General features: G+C 60.1%; 15 protein-coding genes. 13 read left to right on the plus strand and 2 right to left on the minus strand.

Features of this window, described 5'->3' with window-relative positions:
- The first annotated feature begins 195 nt into the window (after positions 1-195).
- From ACE3PR_RS10960 to ACE3PR_RS10990, 7 genes are all read left to right on the plus strand, one after another.
- Positions 196-630 carry a helix-turn-helix domain-containing protein gene (locus ACE3PR_RS10960; RefSeq protein ID WP_374371679.1) on the plus strand — a complete coding sequence of 145 codons (435 nt, stop codon included), beginning with the start codon at positions 196-198 and terminating at the stop codon, positions 628-630.
- 232 nt (positions 631-862) lie between these two features.
- Positions 863-2032 (plus strand): methionine adenosyltransferase, encoded by a 1170-nt coding sequence (gene metK, locus ACE3PR_RS10965; protein ID WP_374371621.1) that lies wholly within the window; start codon positions 863-865, stop codon positions 2030-2032.
- 13 nt (positions 2033-2045) lie between these two features.
- Positions 2046-2753, plus strand: a complete 708-nt coding sequence (locus ACE3PR_RS10970; RefSeq protein WP_374371623.1) for a tRNA (guanosine(46)-N(7))-methyltransferase TrmB — start codon at positions 2046-2048, stop codon at positions 2751-2753.
- Positions 2754-2823: 70 nt separating this feature from the next.
- Positions 2824-3465, plus strand: coding sequence for a hypothetical protein (locus ACE3PR_RS10975; protein WP_374371625.1), 642 nt, complete (start codon positions 2824-2826; stop codon positions 3463-3465).
- Positions 3455-4645 (plus strand): helix-turn-helix domain-containing protein, encoded by a 1191-nt coding sequence (locus tag ACE3PR_RS10980; protein WP_374371627.1) that lies wholly within the window; start codon positions 3455-3457, stop codon positions 4643-4645. The genes ACE3PR_RS10975 and ACE3PR_RS10980 overlap by 11 nt, the downstream gene beginning before the upstream one ends.
- An 80-nt stretch (positions 4646-4725) precedes the next feature.
- A complete protein-coding gene (locus ACE3PR_RS10985) occupies positions 4726-4962 on the plus strand; it encodes a hypothetical protein (protein WP_374371681.1) in 237 nt (78 codons plus the stop codon).
- Positions 4937-6028 (plus strand): DUF3800 domain-containing protein, encoded by a 1092-nt coding sequence (locus ACE3PR_RS10990; RefSeq protein ID WP_374371629.1) that lies wholly within the window; start codon positions 4937-4939, stop codon positions 6026-6028. Before ACE3PR_RS10985 ends, ACE3PR_RS10990 begins: the two co-directional genes overlap by 26 nt.
- A 5-nt stretch (positions 6029-6033) precedes the next feature.
- Here ACE3PR_RS10990 and map read toward each other — a convergent pair whose 3' ends face one another.
- A complete protein-coding gene (gene map, locus ACE3PR_RS10995; protein WP_374371631.1) occupies positions 6034-6870 on the minus strand; it encodes a type I methionyl aminopeptidase in 837 nt (278 codons plus the stop codon).
- Positions 6871-6970: 100 nt separating this feature from the next.
- Here map and ACE3PR_RS11000 point away from each other — a divergent pair, with 100 nt between their 5' ends.
- From ACE3PR_RS11000 to ACE3PR_RS11025, 6 genes are all read left to right on the plus strand, one after another.
- The gene (locus ACE3PR_RS11000; protein WP_374371633.1) at positions 6971-9544 is read left to right on the plus strand and encodes a helicase-related protein; all 2574 of its coding nucleotides are present in this window, start codon (positions 6971-6973) and stop codon (positions 9542-9544) included.
- Between the two features lie 10 nt (positions 9545-9554).
- The gene (locus ACE3PR_RS11005) at positions 9555-9941 is read left to right on the plus strand and encodes an RNA-binding S4 domain-containing protein (protein WP_374371635.1); all 387 of its coding nucleotides are present in this window, start codon (positions 9555-9557) and stop codon (positions 9939-9941) included.
- A 179-nt stretch (positions 9942-10120) separates the two neighbouring features.
- Positions 10121-10456, plus strand: a complete 336-nt coding sequence (fdxA, locus tag ACE3PR_RS11010; RefSeq protein WP_374371637.1) for a ferredoxin FdxA — start codon at positions 10121-10123, stop codon at positions 10454-10456.
- 735 nt (positions 10457-11191) lie between these two features.
- Positions 11192-11737 carry a CarD family transcriptional regulator gene (locus ACE3PR_RS11015; protein ID WP_374371640.1) on the plus strand — a complete coding sequence of 182 codons (546 nt, stop codon included), beginning with the start codon at positions 11192-11194 and terminating at the stop codon, positions 11735-11737.
- A 236-nt stretch (positions 11738-11973) separates the two neighbouring features.
- Positions 11974-12777: a hypothetical protein gene (locus ACE3PR_RS11020; RefSeq protein ID WP_374371642.1), complete on the plus strand. Its 804-nt coding sequence runs from the start codon at positions 11974-11976 to the stop codon at positions 12775-12777.
- A gap of 63 nt (positions 12778-12840) precedes the next feature.
- A complete protein-coding gene (locus ACE3PR_RS11025; RefSeq protein ID WP_374371644.1) occupies positions 12841-13326 on the plus strand; it encodes a PAS domain-containing protein in 486 nt (161 codons plus the stop codon).
- Here the strand turns inward: ACE3PR_RS11025 and ACE3PR_RS11030 are convergent.
- A complete protein-coding gene (locus tag ACE3PR_RS11030; protein ID WP_374371646.1) occupies positions 13323-15143 on the minus strand; it encodes an adenylate/guanylate cyclase domain-containing protein in 1821 nt (606 codons plus the stop codon). The two genes, ACE3PR_RS11025 and ACE3PR_RS11030, sit on opposite strands and share 4 nt — an antisense overlap.
- Between the last annotated feature and the right edge of the window lie 16 nt (positions 15144-15159).

The raw sequence follows: 15159 nt of genomic DNA on the forward strand, positions 1-15159 counted from the left end.
GACCATGTGAGAAGTAGGGCCGATCACTTGAACGGACGTTGCGGAATGTATCATTCCGACGCGCGGCAACTGATCGGGCCGCCAAAATTGTGGCATCGCCACCTGCCACCCTCAGCGGGTGGATCGTGAGGAGAAGATTTTATGGCTAAGGGTACCAAGCAAGGCGCCGTCAAAGGGCGCAAGTCATCCGGCCGCATGGCCAGCAAAGGATTCCCCAATCCGATCGACGTCCATGTCGGCCAGAGAATCCGGCTGCGGCGTACGCTGCTTGGCATGAGCCAGGAGAAGCTGGGCGAGGCGATCGGCCTGACCTTCCAGCAGGTGCAGAAATACGAGCGCGGCGCCAACCGCGTGGGTTCCAGCCGCCTCTTCGATCTCGGCCGCGTCCTTGACGTGCCGATTTCCTACTTCTTCGAAGACATGCCCAACAGCGTCCAGGAAAAGAGCCCCTCGAAGCTGATGGGTGTCGCCACTCCCCCGGCGGTCGATTACGAGCCCGATCCGATGGCCAAGCGAGAGACCCTGGAACTGGTCCGTGCCTATTACAAGATTCCCCAGGCTTCGGTCCGGAAGCGCATCTTCGAATTGACCAAGACCCTGGCCAAAAGTGCCGGTGGCGAAGAGGATTGAGGCCCGTTAACCACCCCTTCCGGGGTCGGGGGCCGCGCCTAAAACGCGCTTGACCCGCGAATCCCGCTCAACCATGATCCCGGCCGCGCTGCGGCCGGGATTTTTTATGGAGTCGTTGCGGGGCGTCCTGCCCCCCGATGAGCACATCACCCCACCCGCTTGAGCCACCCTACTAGGCCTGCCGATCTAGGCCGAGTGAACTCGTCGAACCTTAATTGCGGGAACCCATTTCGTGTCCAATTCCTCCTATCTTTTCACCAGCGAAAGCGTGTCCGAAGGCCATCCGGACAAGGTCTGCGACCGGATCTCCGACAGCATCGTCGATCTTTATCTGGGCGCCGAGCCGGAAGCCCGCGTCGCCTGCGAAACCCTCGCCACCACCAACAAGGTGGTCCTGGCCGGCGAAGTCCGCGGCCCTGCCTCGATCACGCATGAGAAGCTGATCGAGACGGCGCGCGCCGCCATCAAGGATATCGGCTACGAGCAGGAAGGCTTCCACTGGAAGACCGCCAGCATCGATTGCTATGTGCATGCGCAATCCGCCCATATCGCTCAGGGCGTGGACGCAGCCGGCAACAAGGATGAAGGCGCTGGCGATCAGGGCATCATGTTCGGTTATGCCTGCAAGGAGACGCCGGTCCTGATGCCGGCGCCGCTGCAATATTCCCACCAGATCCTGAAGCTGATGGCCGATGCCCGCCACAGCGGCAAGGTGAAGGGCTTCGGTCCCGACGCGAAGAGCCAGGTGACCCTGGCTTATGAAAACGGCAAGCCGGTGAAGGCGACCTCGGTCGTTGTCTCCACCCAGCACACCGAAGACCTCGACCAGAAGGCAGTGCGCGAATTGGTGCGCCCCTTCGTCGAGCAAGTCCTCCCCAAGGGCTGGTTCCCGAAGGAAGAGGAATTCTACGTCAACCCGACCGGCAAGTTCGTGATCGGCGGCCCGGACGGCGATACCGGCCTCACCGGCCGCAAGATCATCGTCGACACTTACGGCGGTGCGGCCCCCCATGGCGGCGGCGCGTTCAGCGGCAAGGATCCGACCAAGGTCGACCGCTCGGCCGCCTATGCCGCGCGCTATCTCGCCAAGAACGTGGTTGCCGCCGGTTTTGCCGATAAATGCGCCATCCAGGTCGCCTATGCGATCGGCGTCTCGAAGCCGCTCTCGGTCTATGTGAACACCTATGGCACCGGCACGGTCGACGAGGAAAAGATCGTGAAGGCGCTGAGCGAGTTGATGGATCTCAGCCCGCGCGGCATCCGCAAGCATCTCGGCCTCAACAAGCCGATTTATGCCCGCACCGCCGCCTATGGCCATTTCGGCCGCGAGCCGGAAGCCGATGGCGGTTTCTCCTGGGAGAAGCTGGATCTGGTCGCCGGCCTGCAGGCAGCCCTCAGCTAATTCCGGCCCGGTGATGACCGACAAACACGCCGCGGCGCCCGATGAAACGGCGCCGCGGCGAAAATTTTATGGCCGCCGTCAGGGGCGTCCCTTGCGCGACAGCCGCAAGCGGCTGATCGAGGATCTGCTGCCGCGTCTTGCCATCCGTCTCGATGGGAGCGCGATCGATCCCGCGTCGCTCTTTCAGGACAGACAAGAAATCTGGCTGGAGATCGGCTTCGGCGGCGGCGAGCATATGGCGGCGCAAGCAGCAGCACACCCGGGCATCGGCTATATCGGCTGCGAGATCTTCATCAACGGCATCGCCTCGGGACTTGCGCATATCGATGCGCAGAAGCTCGACAATGTGCGCCTTTATGCCGAGGATGCGCGCGATCTTCTCGCCGCCCTGAAACCGCGATCCCTTGATCGCCTCTTCCTGCTCTTCCCCGATCCCTGGCCCAAATCGCGCCACGCTCCGCGCCGCTTCATCAACCAGGAAAATCTCGACCGCGTCGCCGCCCTGCTGAAGCCCGGCGCCGAATTCCGCGTCGGCAGCGACGATCCCACCTATGTCGCCTGGACCATGATGCATATGAGCCGGCGCAAGGATTTCATCTGGCGCGCCGAGCGCGCCTCGGATTGGCTGGTACGCCCCGCCGACTGGCCAGCCTCGCGCTATGAACAGAAGGCCATCGCCCAAGGCCGGACCCCGCATTACTTCATTTATTCAAGGCTTTGAGTCATTTGGTTGACAAAAACACATATTTTTCGTAAATGGGTGCTATTCTTGTTTTCTCGGGAGGCGTTCATTGGAACACGCGGAAGCATTTTTGCTGGATCAGATACCGCTCGCATTGCGGTCAATGGTGCCTACTACGTTGAAAACCGCTTACGATGCCGCCGCTGCTGCGGTAAAAGACGAGCCTATCTTCAACGTCCCGAGCGCCGTCGATAATCGCGGTCGCATTATCCAGTGGAGCGTTGACTTGGCTTTCCAACGACTTGTGCAGTCGGGAAAGTGGCCTTTTGATTTCCGGTGGCGGGAATTTGAGCGCCCCACAGGCAGGTATCTTGAAATCCTGCCCTCCCATAGCGTTGTCACGATCAGCCAAGTTGCCGACCCGACAAAACAGCCGAGAGATGTAGCTTTCCGAGCGAACAAAAGGCTGAGCGGTCAAGGGTGGCTGCACGGCTTACCGAACCCGATTGAAGACGAACCGATCGGTGTGCCTCATGTGTTGCTCCTGCATGGTCATCAGATGCTGAGCTTTGCGCATTTAGCCATGCCAAAGGGAGAGCATCAAAGCGGGTTTCATTACAGAAGTAAAAATTTAATGACCATGCCGCATGCTGTCTTGGAACCAGAGACTCCGGTGGAAGACACGGATATTGAAGCCGTGCTGGAGTTGAAAGAAGAAATCGACAAGTGGCGTAGAGACAATGCCGTATAACAATACAGTAGTACCATTCCCTGGAGCCGCCCGCGCCAACAGCGTCGGGCGGCTTCTGATTCCATCTAAACTTCGAGACGCACGAAAGGTCGCGCGCCTTTCTCAGGGCGAACTTGGAGAGTTAGTTGGCGTAACTCGTCAGTCAGTATCGGCTTATGAGAGAGGTGATAAAACACCTGAGCCTGCAACGTTTCAACGAATTGCAAACGCTCTCAATCAACCTACCGCATACTTTACAACTGAAGACAGGCCTCTCTTTGGAGAGTCTTCAACTCGGTTTTATCGAAAGTTTGGACCAGATACTGTTCGTAGAAATGAAGCTTGTGCCGTCTTAAGCAATTGGTTCGTACAGACAGCTAAGTACATTGATAACTTCGTCAACTATCCCGCAGTAAGTTTATTGGAATGCGAACCTAACGAATCTGATGGAACATACTCCTCAGAAGAAATTGAATCTATTGCCGTACAGATTCGTCGACTCTGGGGACTAGGCGCAGGTCCAATTTCCAATGTAACCGCTTTGCTGGAAAGCAAAGGGATAGCTATTGGTCGATATGAACTTGAGAATGAAAACATTGAAGCATTTTCATTTTGGAACGCGTCTCGTCCGTTCATCTTCATTGCATCTGAGAAAGAGGCGAGTGTTAGGTTGCGATATGATATCGCACATGAACTCGGGCACTTAATTCTTCACAGATGGGTCGAACAAGCCGAAATCGAAGATAAGAGCCGTTTAAAAATTATAGAAAGCGAAGCAAATCGATTCGCAGGGGCATTTTTGTTGCCAAAGGCAACGTTCCCAAATGAAATCTATACTACTAAGCTCGACGCTTTCGTTCCGCTTAAAGAACGATGGAAAGTTTCTATTCAAGCCATGGTCTATAGATGCAAAGACCTCGACATCATAGACGACGATCAAGCGCTCAATCTTTACAAGCAAATATCGTTCCGTAAGTGGCGACGGCGAGAGCCGTTAGACAATCCCAACTCTATATCGATAGAACAACCACGACTGTTACGTCGAGCTCTTGAATTGATCTTTGAAAGTGGGCGAAAGGCACCAGACGAAATTGCTGACGACTTGTCACTCAGCCCCAAGTGGATCGAAGCGTTCTGCAATCTGCCTGAAGGCACCCTACGGCCTAAAGAACAACAAGATTACGAGCCTACATTAAAATAAGGGCGTCACGCCGCCTAGCGCCATTCGATCCCCTTGGGCGGGGGCGTGAAGATCTCATAGGCGGAGGACGCGCGCGACTTCTGGCAGCCCTCAGTCCCGCCTCGCTCGACCGGTTCTTCCTGTTCTTTCCCGATTCCTGGCCCAAGACACGCCACGCCGCGCGCCGCTCCATCAACCAGGAAAACCTCGAGCTGGTGGCGAGTCCCCGGCGTATTCGTTTGTCGTACTCGTTTCGGCTTTCTGATATACGACTAATACGAATAAATTATGAATTATCTAAGGATTTTTCATATGCCTTCCAAAACACTGTACTTTGATGAATCTGGTTTTACGGGATCAAATCTACTAGATCCCAACCAGCCAATTTTCGTCATCTCCAGCACTAGCATCGACTCTGAGTCGTCAGAAAAGATGCTCCGAACATCATTTCCCAACTATCAAGCAGCTGAATTTAAGTTTGCCAACATTTGGCGCTCAGGAAGCAAGCGACGACTTATAGACCTCGCAGGTCAATTAAAAGAGTATGAAGATCAGATATTCACTTGGATGATTGATAAGCGCTTTGCGGTTCTTACCAAAGTGGTCGACTTCCTTATTGAGCCACTTCTAACTGACAGCGGTTATGATTTCTACGCAGATGGCTTTGCCTGGAAATATAGCAATCATATTCACGTAGGCCTGACCTATTTTGCGCCGCCCGAACTCTACGAGACCTTACTCAACGCGTATCAAACTTTTAGCCGCAACCCAACGCCAAAGGCGCTCCAAGACTTGCAATCAATGCTCGGCATCATGGCTACAAGCGTGAACGATGATGTAAAGCCATTCTTTGAGCAAATGCATTTAGGCGCATTGCTCTTCGAGAAGTTTCATAGTCTAGATGCCTTCAAAGGTTCTAATGAACTCCACTTTACCAGCATGCTTGCCAGTGTCGCTTTCTGGAGACAGCGCCATCCTGAAGACTTCGAGATCGTCCACGATGCTTCTGCAAATTTCTTCAGGCAAAAGGAAGTATGGGAGCAAGTGACAAATAGCGACGTAGAACCCTACTTGCACCCTTTGGGAGATGGTACAAGTGTCCAGTTTCCTCTACGCGTAACACAAACAACGCCGATAAATTCTGAAAACAGTTACGCTATCCAACTGTGTGATGTATTGGCAGGCCTCGCAGCACGCCACTTTGATAAAAGTATCTCTGCTCAAGATCGTGAACTGATTAACGCAGTTCTCCAATCGGGTTTGGCTAATTTGACGTTCAACGGCATTCGGCCAGCAGATGAGCCCGTTGAAGGGTCTTTGATACCTAAACGTTTGAATGGACCAGATGCGGTCGATCTATTAACTCGTATTTTACATCCCAAGGATAGTTCGCCAAAAATATAGCCCGATTACGCCGCAGCCTTCCACTCGATACCCCTGGGCGAGGGGGTGAAGATTTCGACACCCGTGTCGGTGACGCCGACCGAATGTTCGAACTGTGCCGAGAGCGACTGATCGCGTGTCACCGTGGTCCAGCCATCGCCCAGGATCTTCACATCCGCCTTCCCGGCATTCAGCATCGGTTCGATCGTGAAGATCATGCCGGGTTCCAGTACCACGCCGGTCCCGGGCTTGCCATAATGCAGCACCTGCGGGGCGTCGTGGAACACACGGCCCACCCCATGGCCGCAGAAATCCTCGACCACCGAGAAACGGTTCTTGTGCGCCAGGGTCTCAATGGCATGGCCGACATCGCCCAGCGTGTTGCCGGGCTTCACCATGGCGATCCCCGCCATCAGCGCCTGATAGGTGACGTCGCAAAGCCGCCGCGCCTTCACGCTGGCGGCACCGGCGATGAACATGCGGGATGAATCGCCATGCCAGCCATCGACCAGAGGTGTCACGTCGATATTGAGGATGTCGCCCTCGCCCAGAATCTTCTTCTCGGAGGGAATGCCGTGGGTGACCACATGATTGACCGAGATGCAACTGGCATGGTTGTAGCCCTTGTAGCCGATCGTGGCGGCCACCGCGCCATGATCGCGCATGAAGGTGTCGCACAATTTGTCGAGGGCGGCCGTGCTGATGCCCGGGCGGACGTGATCGCCGATGAAATCGAGGGTGAGGGCGGCAAGATGCCCGGCGCGGCGCATGCCCTCGAAGCCTTCCGGTCCGTGAAGCGGAATCGGCCGGCCGGTCATGTCCTTCTGCGCGGAATATTTCTGGGTCGCTTGATAGGGGCTCATATGGCCTTCTAAATCCTTTTGGGACCCAGCGTCAAATCCTGACATCCCAGCCGCCGGCCACTTGCATTCCGGCGGAAGGCGGGCCAATTCTGGGATCATCATGAACGCGCAGCCGCAACGCCTCACGGCCATCCTGGGGCCAACCAATACCGGCAAGACCTATATGGCCATGGAGCGGTTGCTGGGGCACCGTTCGGGCATGATCGGCTTTCCGCTGCGGCTCCTGGCGCGCGAAAACTATGACCGTGCCGTGAAATCCGTCGGCGCCGAGGCCTGTGCGCTGGTGACCGGCGAGGAAAAGATCATTCCCCGGGGGGCGCGGTATTTCTTCTGCACCGTGGAATCGATGCCGCTCGACCGGCCGGTAGCCTTCGTCGCGGTAGACGAGATCCAATTGGCGACCGATTCCGAGCGCGGGCATATCTTCACCGACCGGCTGATCCGCGCCCGGGGCATGGACGAGACCATGTTCATGGGATCGGATGCGGCGACACCCTGGGTGAAGCTCCTGGCGCCGGGAATCGAAATCGTCAACCGGCCGCGCTTTTCGACCCTCTCTTATGCCGGGTCCAAGAAGATCACGCGCCTGCCGCCGCGCTCGGCCGTGGTCGCCTTCTCGGCCAATGATGTCTATGCCATCGCCGATCTCATCCGCCGCCAGCGCGGTGGCACGGCGATCGTCATGGGAGCGCTCTCCCCCCGCACCCGCAACGCCCAGGTCGAGCTCTATCAGGCGGGCGAGGTCGATTATCTGGTGGCGACCGACGCCATCGGCATGGGGCTCAACATGAATGTGAGCCATGTCTGCTTCGCGGGCCTCAGGAAATTCGACGGGCGCCATGCCCGCGCCCTCACCCGCGCCGAAGTGAGCCAGATCGCGGGCCGCGCCGGCCGCCATATGAGCGACGGCACCTTCGGCACTACGGCCGAGGTGGGACCGATGGATCCGGATATGATCGAGGCGGTGGAATCGCACCGGGTCGATCCCATCCGGAACCTGATGTGGCGCAATGCCGAGCTCGATTTCCGCTCGGTCGATCACTTGCTGAGGAGTCTCGACGCGCGGCCGCCTTATCCCAATCTCATCCGCCAGCAGGAAGCGCTCGATCATCAATGTCTCGCGGCCCTCGGCCGCGACGAGGAGATCCGCGCCCTCGCCCATAACAAGCAGCGCGTGGCGCTTCTCTGGGATGTCTGCCAGGTACCGGATTTCAGGAAGCTGATGACCGATGCGCATCTGCGCCTTCTCGGCCAGATCTATCGGCATCTGGTTGGCAGTGGTCTCGCCATGGGGCGCCTGCCGACCGACTGGATCGCCGATCAGATGCAGCGCCTCGACCGCATCGACGGCGACATCGATCACCTCACGCAACGCATCGCCCATATCCGCACCTGGTCCTATATCGCCAATCGCGGCGACTGGATCCAGGATTCCCCGCATTGGCAGGGCCGCGCCCAGGAGATCGAGGATCGCTTGTCGGACGCCCTCCATGAGGCACTGACGCAGCGTTTCGTCGACCGGCGCCACGCCGCACTGCACCGCCAATTGAGCGAAGGTGGCACGCTGGAGGGGCGCGTGGAGGCGGACGGGCAAGTGATCGTCGCCGGCCACGAGGTGGGGCATCTGAAGGGTCTCGATTTTCATCCCGTGGTCGCGCCGCAATCGGAGGAAGCGCGGCCCCTGCTGGCTGCCGCGCGGCGCGTGCTCGGCCCTGCGATCCGCGTCAAGGTGACGGAACTGGTCGCCAGCGCCGACGGCGATTTCAAACTCGCCGCCGATGGCGCCGTCACCTGGCGCGATTTTCCGATCGGTCGTTTGCAGCGCGGCGATCAGCCCTGGCGGCCGGGCATCGAGATTCGTGCCATCGACCTCATCGACGGGCGGCAACGCCAGGCGATCACGCAGCGTTTGCGGCATTGGCTGGACCGACTGTTGAAGCACCGCCTGCGGCCGCTCTTCACCGCCCAGGCGGCCAAGCTCGAGTCCGGCGCCCGTGGCCTCGTCTATCAATTGGCGGAAGGTCTCGGCGCCCTCAAGCGCCGCGACCTGCGGACGCAGCTTGCCGCGCTTACATCTGCCGATCGTCAGGCCCTGGCGGGGCTCGGCGTGCGCCTGGGCGCCGTCACCATCTGGCTGGCGCATCTCGACGACAAGCGGCAGCGGCGCCTGCTGCGGCTCCTCGCGGCACTCTGGCACCGACTGGCCCTGGATCCCCTGGGCAAGCCCGATCCCAGCACCCTCGATGCGGCCGCCTTGGAAGCCTGGCAGATGGCGAGCGGACAGCGCGTCATCGCCGCCCGCGCTTTCGGTTTCGCCGAACTGGAGCGCTTGGCACAGGGCTTGCGCGATGCCGCGCAGGCAAAGACGCTTTCCGCCGACGAGGCCAATGCCGCGAAGTTCGGCATGAGCACCGAGATGCTGGGGCAGATCATGCGTGCCCTTGATCTCCGCGCGACCCTGCCGGGCGGCGTCAGGGCACCCAGCCGCGCCGCACGCAAGAAAGCGGCACCGTTGCCGCGGCGGCCCGAGCCCAAGCTCGATCCCCATTCTCCCTTCGCCGCCTTGTCGGTGCTGCGCGAGAGCTTCGAGGCAAAGCCGGTGCCACCACCACGCCGCAAGCGCCGCAGGAAACGGCCGGCAGCGATCGCAACGCCCAAGCCCGAGACCCAATGACCGACACACCATGACCGAGACAATCCGCATCGACAAATGGCTGTGGTTCGCACGCTTCCTGAAATCGCGCAGCCTGGCGACGGCCCTCGTCGCCAGCGGGCGCCTGCGCCTCAACGGCCAGCCGATGGCCAAGGCGCATTACGCGGTCAAGGTGGGCGACGTGCTGACCTTTCCGCTGGGGCCGCATATCCGCGTCATCAAGGTGCTGGCGCCGGGCAATCGCCGCGGCCCCGCCCCCGAGGCACGCCTGCTCTATGAGGATCTGGAACCGCCGCCCGAACGCCAGCGCATTGCTACGCCGGAAGGCGGCCAACCGCCGCAGCGCGAGCCGGGCAGCGGCCGCCCGACCAAGCGCGAGCGGCGCGCCCTCGATGACCTGATGGGAGACGGCGATTGAACAGTCACGGCTGAGCAAATGAATCGGATGCACATAACGCTACTGGCCGTGCGGTTGCATGCCCTCCGGGGCTGTGCTAGCTAGCCGGAATTAGACCCATCCAGTCTGTAGCAACCCGGTCAGTACCAATCGGCAGGACCGAGCAGGATGGGATCGGCCGGATTTCAGGAGTGGCGTTCATGGCCTATGTCGTTACCGAGGCATGCATCAAGTGCAAATACATGGATTGCGTCGAAGTATGCCCGGTCGATTGCTTCTATGTCGGCGAGAACATGCTGGTGATCCATCCTGACGAATGCATCGATTGCGGCGTCTGCGAGCCGGAATGCCCGGCGGATGCGATCCTGCCCGATTCCGAGCCCGGCACGGATAAATGGGTCGAGATGAACCGCCAATACGCCCAGACCTGGCCCAACATCACCCGCAAAGGCGAGGCCCCGGCCGATGCCGACCAGTGGAAAGGTGTCGCGGACAAGTTCGAGAAGCATTTCGACCCAAATCCGGGCAAGGCCTGAAATCCGGGAACGGCCCCGTTCTCCGATAGCGGATCAAATTGCTATAACTGCGGATTTCGTAGTATTTTATTCCTTCTGCGTTGCTTTGTCGCGGTCCGGGCCTGGCCGAGAATCCAGATTTTGATCCCCCCGGATGGCGTAACGCTATGGCGGGTATGAGCTCCTGCTGCACCCAGCGCATAACTGCCTTTCCTTGAATTCCAGCCGGATTTTTGCTATAAAATTGACCTAGGTCGTTCGGGCGGAATCCGTTGGAAAGATTAACCTTTTCACCTCCGTCCAAGCCTACAAGTGAGTGAGAGCCAGACTCGGAATCCACGCGAGACCGAGAACGGCTTTTTTTTGGCTGCGAGCCGGAAATCGGGCTCGGAGTTGGTATCGCTGTCTCAGGACGGCGGAATGTGACCGTCTCAGGGACGGCCTTGCTTTGAGCCATGCGCGATCATCGCCGCAGGGCTGCGGGCGGGTACCGTTCAAAGGCAAGGCGCCATCCCCATATGTCACGGCTGGACCGTGGCGTCTTGGCGGGCAAGGCAGCCGGACGGGAAGGGTGGTTGAGGCAAGGTCCTGAATCGGACCGGACGTGAGTGGAGAACGACAATCCGCTGTTTGAATGGGAGGTCCCTGAGAGTTGAACCGGGAAACCACCCCTTGAATTGGCGTCAGAGATGAGCGCCGCCGACGATGTCGGCGGCAGAAATTTAAACGCGCGTGTTCAGTGATCGGATGAGATAGATGGAGCCGAACGTGGTCGAAAAAGCGAAGAAGGCGGTCCCCGCCGCCAAGGACAAGGATATGGGTTTCCGCAAGGGCGATTTCGTCGTCTACCCCACCCATGGCGTGGGCAAGGTGATGGGAATCGAGAGCCAGGAAATCTCGGGTCACGCGCTCCAGGTGATCATCATTCTGTTCGACAAGGACCGCATGACGTTGCGCGTCCCCGTCGCCAAGGCCAAGAATTCCGGCTTGCGCAAGCTGTCCAGCAAGAAGGTCATGGAGACCGCCTTGCAGACGCTCAAGGGCCGTTCGCGCGTGAAGCGCGCCATGTGGTCGCGCCGCGCCCAGGAATACGAAGCCAAGATCAATTCCGGCGATCCGGTCTCGATCGCCGAGGTGGTGCGCGATCTGCATCGCAATGCCGACCAGCCGGACCAATCCTACAGCGAACGCCAGATCTATCAGGCAGCCCTCGATCGCTTGGTGCGCGAACTCGCCGCCATCGAAGGCATGGATGAGGAAGCGGCGACGGAACGTCTGCATCAGGTCATGAAGGCCGCCTAAACAGCGGCAACCGGCTCTCTCCTCAGAGAGGCTCCCCGAGCGGCCCGACCGCTGACGACGGATGGTTCCCGGATCCCCTTCCGGTCCATCCGTCGGGGGATTTTTAAGATCCCTCCCCCTATCGCTCTCCATCCTCGGCGCTGCGTTCTTGGCTCTTTCGCCCATCCGCGGGAGACAGGGCAATGGCATGCTATGCTTGGGCCCCACGATCCCGAGTCGCCGAACACAGCAGCGTCATGCCCGAACGAGAAAAATTCGCCATTCTGAAAAAGGCTGGCCGCATTTGGGCGGTCTCGCCGGTGCATGGCGACATGACCCGCCTGCGCGCACTCCATGCCTATATCGGCGACAGTTTCGTGCCGGCCACCGACCGCCTCGTCTATCTGGGCGGGTTCCTGGGGCGCGGGCCCGATGTCGCCGGCACGGTGGATGAGCTGATTTCCTTCCGCCGCCAGATTCTGGCGCGCCCCTATATGTTCCCCGAGGACATCGTCTATTTGCGCGGCCAGCAGGAAGAAATGTGGTCGAAGCTCCTGCAACTGCAATTCGCGCCCAATCCGCGCGAGGTACTGCCCTGGATGCTGCAGCAGGGTGTCGGCCCTACCATCTCGGCCTATGGCGGCGACCCGGCCGAGGGCATCATCCATTGCCGCGAAGGCGCCATCGCGATCACGCGCTGGACCAATTCGCTGCGCGCGGCCCAGCAGGCCCGTCCCGGCCACGCCGCCCTCATGACCAGCATCCGCCGTGCCGCCTATACCGCCGATCTTGGCCTGCTCTTCGTTCATGCCGGATTGGACCCAGAGCGCCCGCTCTCGGCGCAGGGCGATTCGCTCTGGTGGGGCGGCCCGGGCTTCGCGACACTCGATCATCCTTATGGCGAGTTCCTGAAAGTCGTGCGCGGCTTCGATCGCGCCCATGCCGGCCCCGCCCAGGGTGCCTTCACTTTGACCTTGGATGGGGGCTGCGGTTACGGTGGCAAGGCGCTCGCTGCCTTGATCGATCCCAAAGGCGAGCTGCTGGACCTCGTCGAAGCCTGAGCAAGTCAAAGCCTGAGCAAGTCAAAGCCTGAGCAAGTCAAAGCCTGAGTCACCGGAATCGAGATGCAGCCAAGTCGCCTGATCTTGGATTTTCACGCCTATTGGCGTGGCCTTGCCGGCGGCGGCGTGCCGGACCGGGAGTTGTTCGATCCAACCGCCGTCGCGCCGATGATGCGCGGCCTGCACATCGTCGAGATGGAGGAAGGAACCGGGCGCCTGCGCTATCGCATGGTCGGTACCTTGTCCGATGACATCGCCGGCATGTCACTGACCGGCCGCTATCTCGACGAACTCTTCACCGGGCCGACCGAAAGAAGCGCTCGTTTCTTCGACGAGATTTATCGCCGCATCGCCTTGACCGGCATTCCGGAGGCCGGCGAATACACCTGGCCCAGCCCCAATGGAACCGAGAAGCTGATCATGTTCGGCGTCTTCCCGTTCCGTGTCTCGGGGGCGATCCGCCAGTTCTTCTATCTCGAGGATCTCAGCGATCTCCATGCCAAGCGGCGCAAGGATCCCTGGTGGGTGAAACCGATCGGGACACCCTAGCCGCCATTGCCCAGCCGATAGATTTCCGTGGCCTCCTTCCGCCCCGGCAGCACTTCATGACCGAGCGGCGTCAGCGGCAGGTCGGACGGCAGCAATTGCGCCGTGTCGGCGCTGAGCGAGATCACCGCCGAGCGCGAGCCGTCATCCACCTGCTTGCCGAATTGCTCCAGGCGCTGCGCGATGTTCACGGTATCGCCGACCAGCGTGTAATTGATGCGCCCGGGCGCGCCGATATTGCCGGCGATGGCCCGGCCGGAATGGATGCCGATGCGGATGCGGACAGGCGAAAGCCCTTTCTTGGCGCGCCGCGCATTGTCGCTGCTCAGGCGTTCATGGATGGCAAGGGCGGCACGCGCGGCACGCGCCGCATGATCCGGCTGCGCTTCCGGCGCACCCCAGAAGGCCATGATGGAATCGCCGATATACTTGTCGATGCTGCCGCCCTCGGCCTCGATGCGGCTGCCCAGCAGCGAAAAGTGGCGGTTGAGAAAAGCCGCCAGGCGCCGCGCCGAGAGGCGCTGCGCGATGCCGGAGAAACCGACGATGTCGGTGAACAGCACCGTCACCTCGACCTCGCGCGAGGCCAGCGTCTCGTTGCTGTCGGCACGCATCAGCAGTGGCACTAGCGTGCGCGGCACATAGGTCGAGAACCAGCCGAGACCCGAGCGCATGCGGTTATAGGCATCGGCCGCGATGTCGATTTCGGAAAACCGGCTGTGGCGCAAGGTCGGCGCATCGCCGAACGACAAGGCCGCCAGATGGCTCGTGGCATCGGCCAGTGCCCGCATCGGCCGGCCGATCAGCAGCCCCAGGATCAGCGCCAGCACGATCGCCACCAGGATCACGATCAGGGCGCGATAGAGGGCCGATTCGAGGGCGACGAAGACCTGCTCCACCTCGGAAAACGGGACATGCACGCCGATTGTCAGCGGCATGCCGAGCAGGGATGGCGCGTATTTGAAGATGATCAAATGATGCCCATCGCCGATATAGACATCCTGCTCCAGAAAAGCGGGGCCGCGTTGGCTGGGTGAATCCGTCACTTGGGCCAGGCGCACGTCAAAGGCTGCGAGCACCGCATCGCCGACCTTGTCGAAATGCGGCAAGGGCCGATCCGCCGAGAATTTCAGGCCGCCGAAAAACAGATTGCGATGCGCAAAGACGATGCCGTCATCGATCAGCACGAAAGGCGTCGCGTTGGGGTTAACCGTCGCTTCCTCGAGCCGGCGCGAAATCACCGGCAGTGAAACCACGGCGGCAAAGACGCCGGCGAATTCACCATCGATCCTGACCGGGGCCAGCGCCGTCATCAATGGCTGTCCGAGGCTGATGATATATGTCGGCCGGTCCCATACCGGGCTCTGCGCGGCCTGGCCGGCCCGGAGCGTCTCGCGAATCTGGGAATCGCGCAGACCGTCGGTGACGCTGGTGAAAAAAGCCTCGCCGTTGATCTGCCGACCGGCGACGACCGCCTGCAGGTCGGGCCGAATAAAAACCACGCCGTTGATTTGCGGCGAGGCCGAGAGCGAGCCCATCAGCAGATCAGTGAGACGCTGATCGTCATCGGCACCAACCTTGCCGTCACGCATATATTCGGCAAGGAACGTCACTTCCTGCAACGCCGGGTCGAGTTCCGAACGCAAGGATTGTTCCAGCGTCAGCAATTCCCGCTCGGCGATCACGTTGACGAGGTCGGTGGTATTCTCGACCGCGATTCGATTGATGCCCCAGGCAACGACCACGATCGCCAGCGTCGCCAGGCCGCCGAACGTCACTGCGAGCACCAGCCAGATGGGGAGGCGGATCGAACTGGCCATGATCTGGCGGATGCGG

The sequence above is a fragment of the Dongia sp. genome, from assembly GCF_041909655.1.
In the GTDB taxonomy this organism is placed as follows: domain Bacteria; phylum Pseudomonadota; class Alphaproteobacteria; order Dongiales; family Dongiaceae; genus Dongia.

Excerpts from the sequence above, each read along its gene's own strand:
- ACE3PR_RS11000 (WP_374371633.1), top strand. The coding sequence starts at position 6,971 with ATGAACGCGCAGCCGCAACGCCTCACGGCCATCCTGGGGCCAACCAAT.
- ACE3PR_RS11015 (WP_374371640.1), top strand. The coding sequence starts at position 11,192 with ATGGAGCCGAACGTGGTCGAAAAAGCGAAGAAGGCGGTCCCCGCCGCC.
- fdxA (WP_374371637.1), top strand. The coding sequence starts at position 10,121 with ATGGCCTATGTCGTTACCGAGGCATGCATCAAGTGCAAATACATGGAT.
- ACE3PR_RS10980 (WP_374371627.1), top strand. The coding sequence starts at position 3,455 with ATGCCGTATAACAATACAGTAGTACCATTCCCTGGAGCCGCCCGCGCC.
- map (WP_374371631.1), bottom strand. The coding sequence starts at position 6,870 with ATGAGCCCCTATCAAGCGACCCAGAAATATTCCGCGCAGAAGGACATG.
- ACE3PR_RS11025 (WP_374371644.1), top strand. The coding sequence starts at position 12,841 with ATGCAGCCAAGTCGCCTGATCTTGGATTTTCACGCCTATTGGCGTGGC.
- ACE3PR_RS11030 (WP_374371646.1), bottom strand. The coding sequence starts at position 15,143 with ATGGCCAGTTCGATCCGCCTCCCCATCTGGCTGGTGCTCGCAGTGACG.
- ACE3PR_RS10990 (WP_374371629.1), top strand. The coding sequence starts at position 4,937 with ATGCCTTCCAAAACACTGTACTTTGATGAATCTGGTTTTACGGGATCA.
- ACE3PR_RS11005 (WP_374371635.1), top strand. The coding sequence starts at position 9,555 with ATGACCGAGACAATCCGCATCGACAAATGGCTGTGGTTCGCACGCTTC.
- ACE3PR_RS10970 (WP_374371623.1), top strand. The coding sequence starts at position 2,046 with ATGACCGACAAACACGCCGCGGCGCCCGATGAAACGGCGCCGCGGCGA.
- ACE3PR_RS11020 (WP_374371642.1), top strand. The coding sequence starts at position 11,974 with ATGCCCGAACGAGAAAAATTCGCCATTCTGAAAAAGGCTGGCCGCATT.
- ACE3PR_RS10960 (WP_374371679.1), top strand. The coding sequence starts at position 196 with ATGGCCAGCAAAGGATTCCCCAATCCGATCGACGTCCATGTCGGCCAG.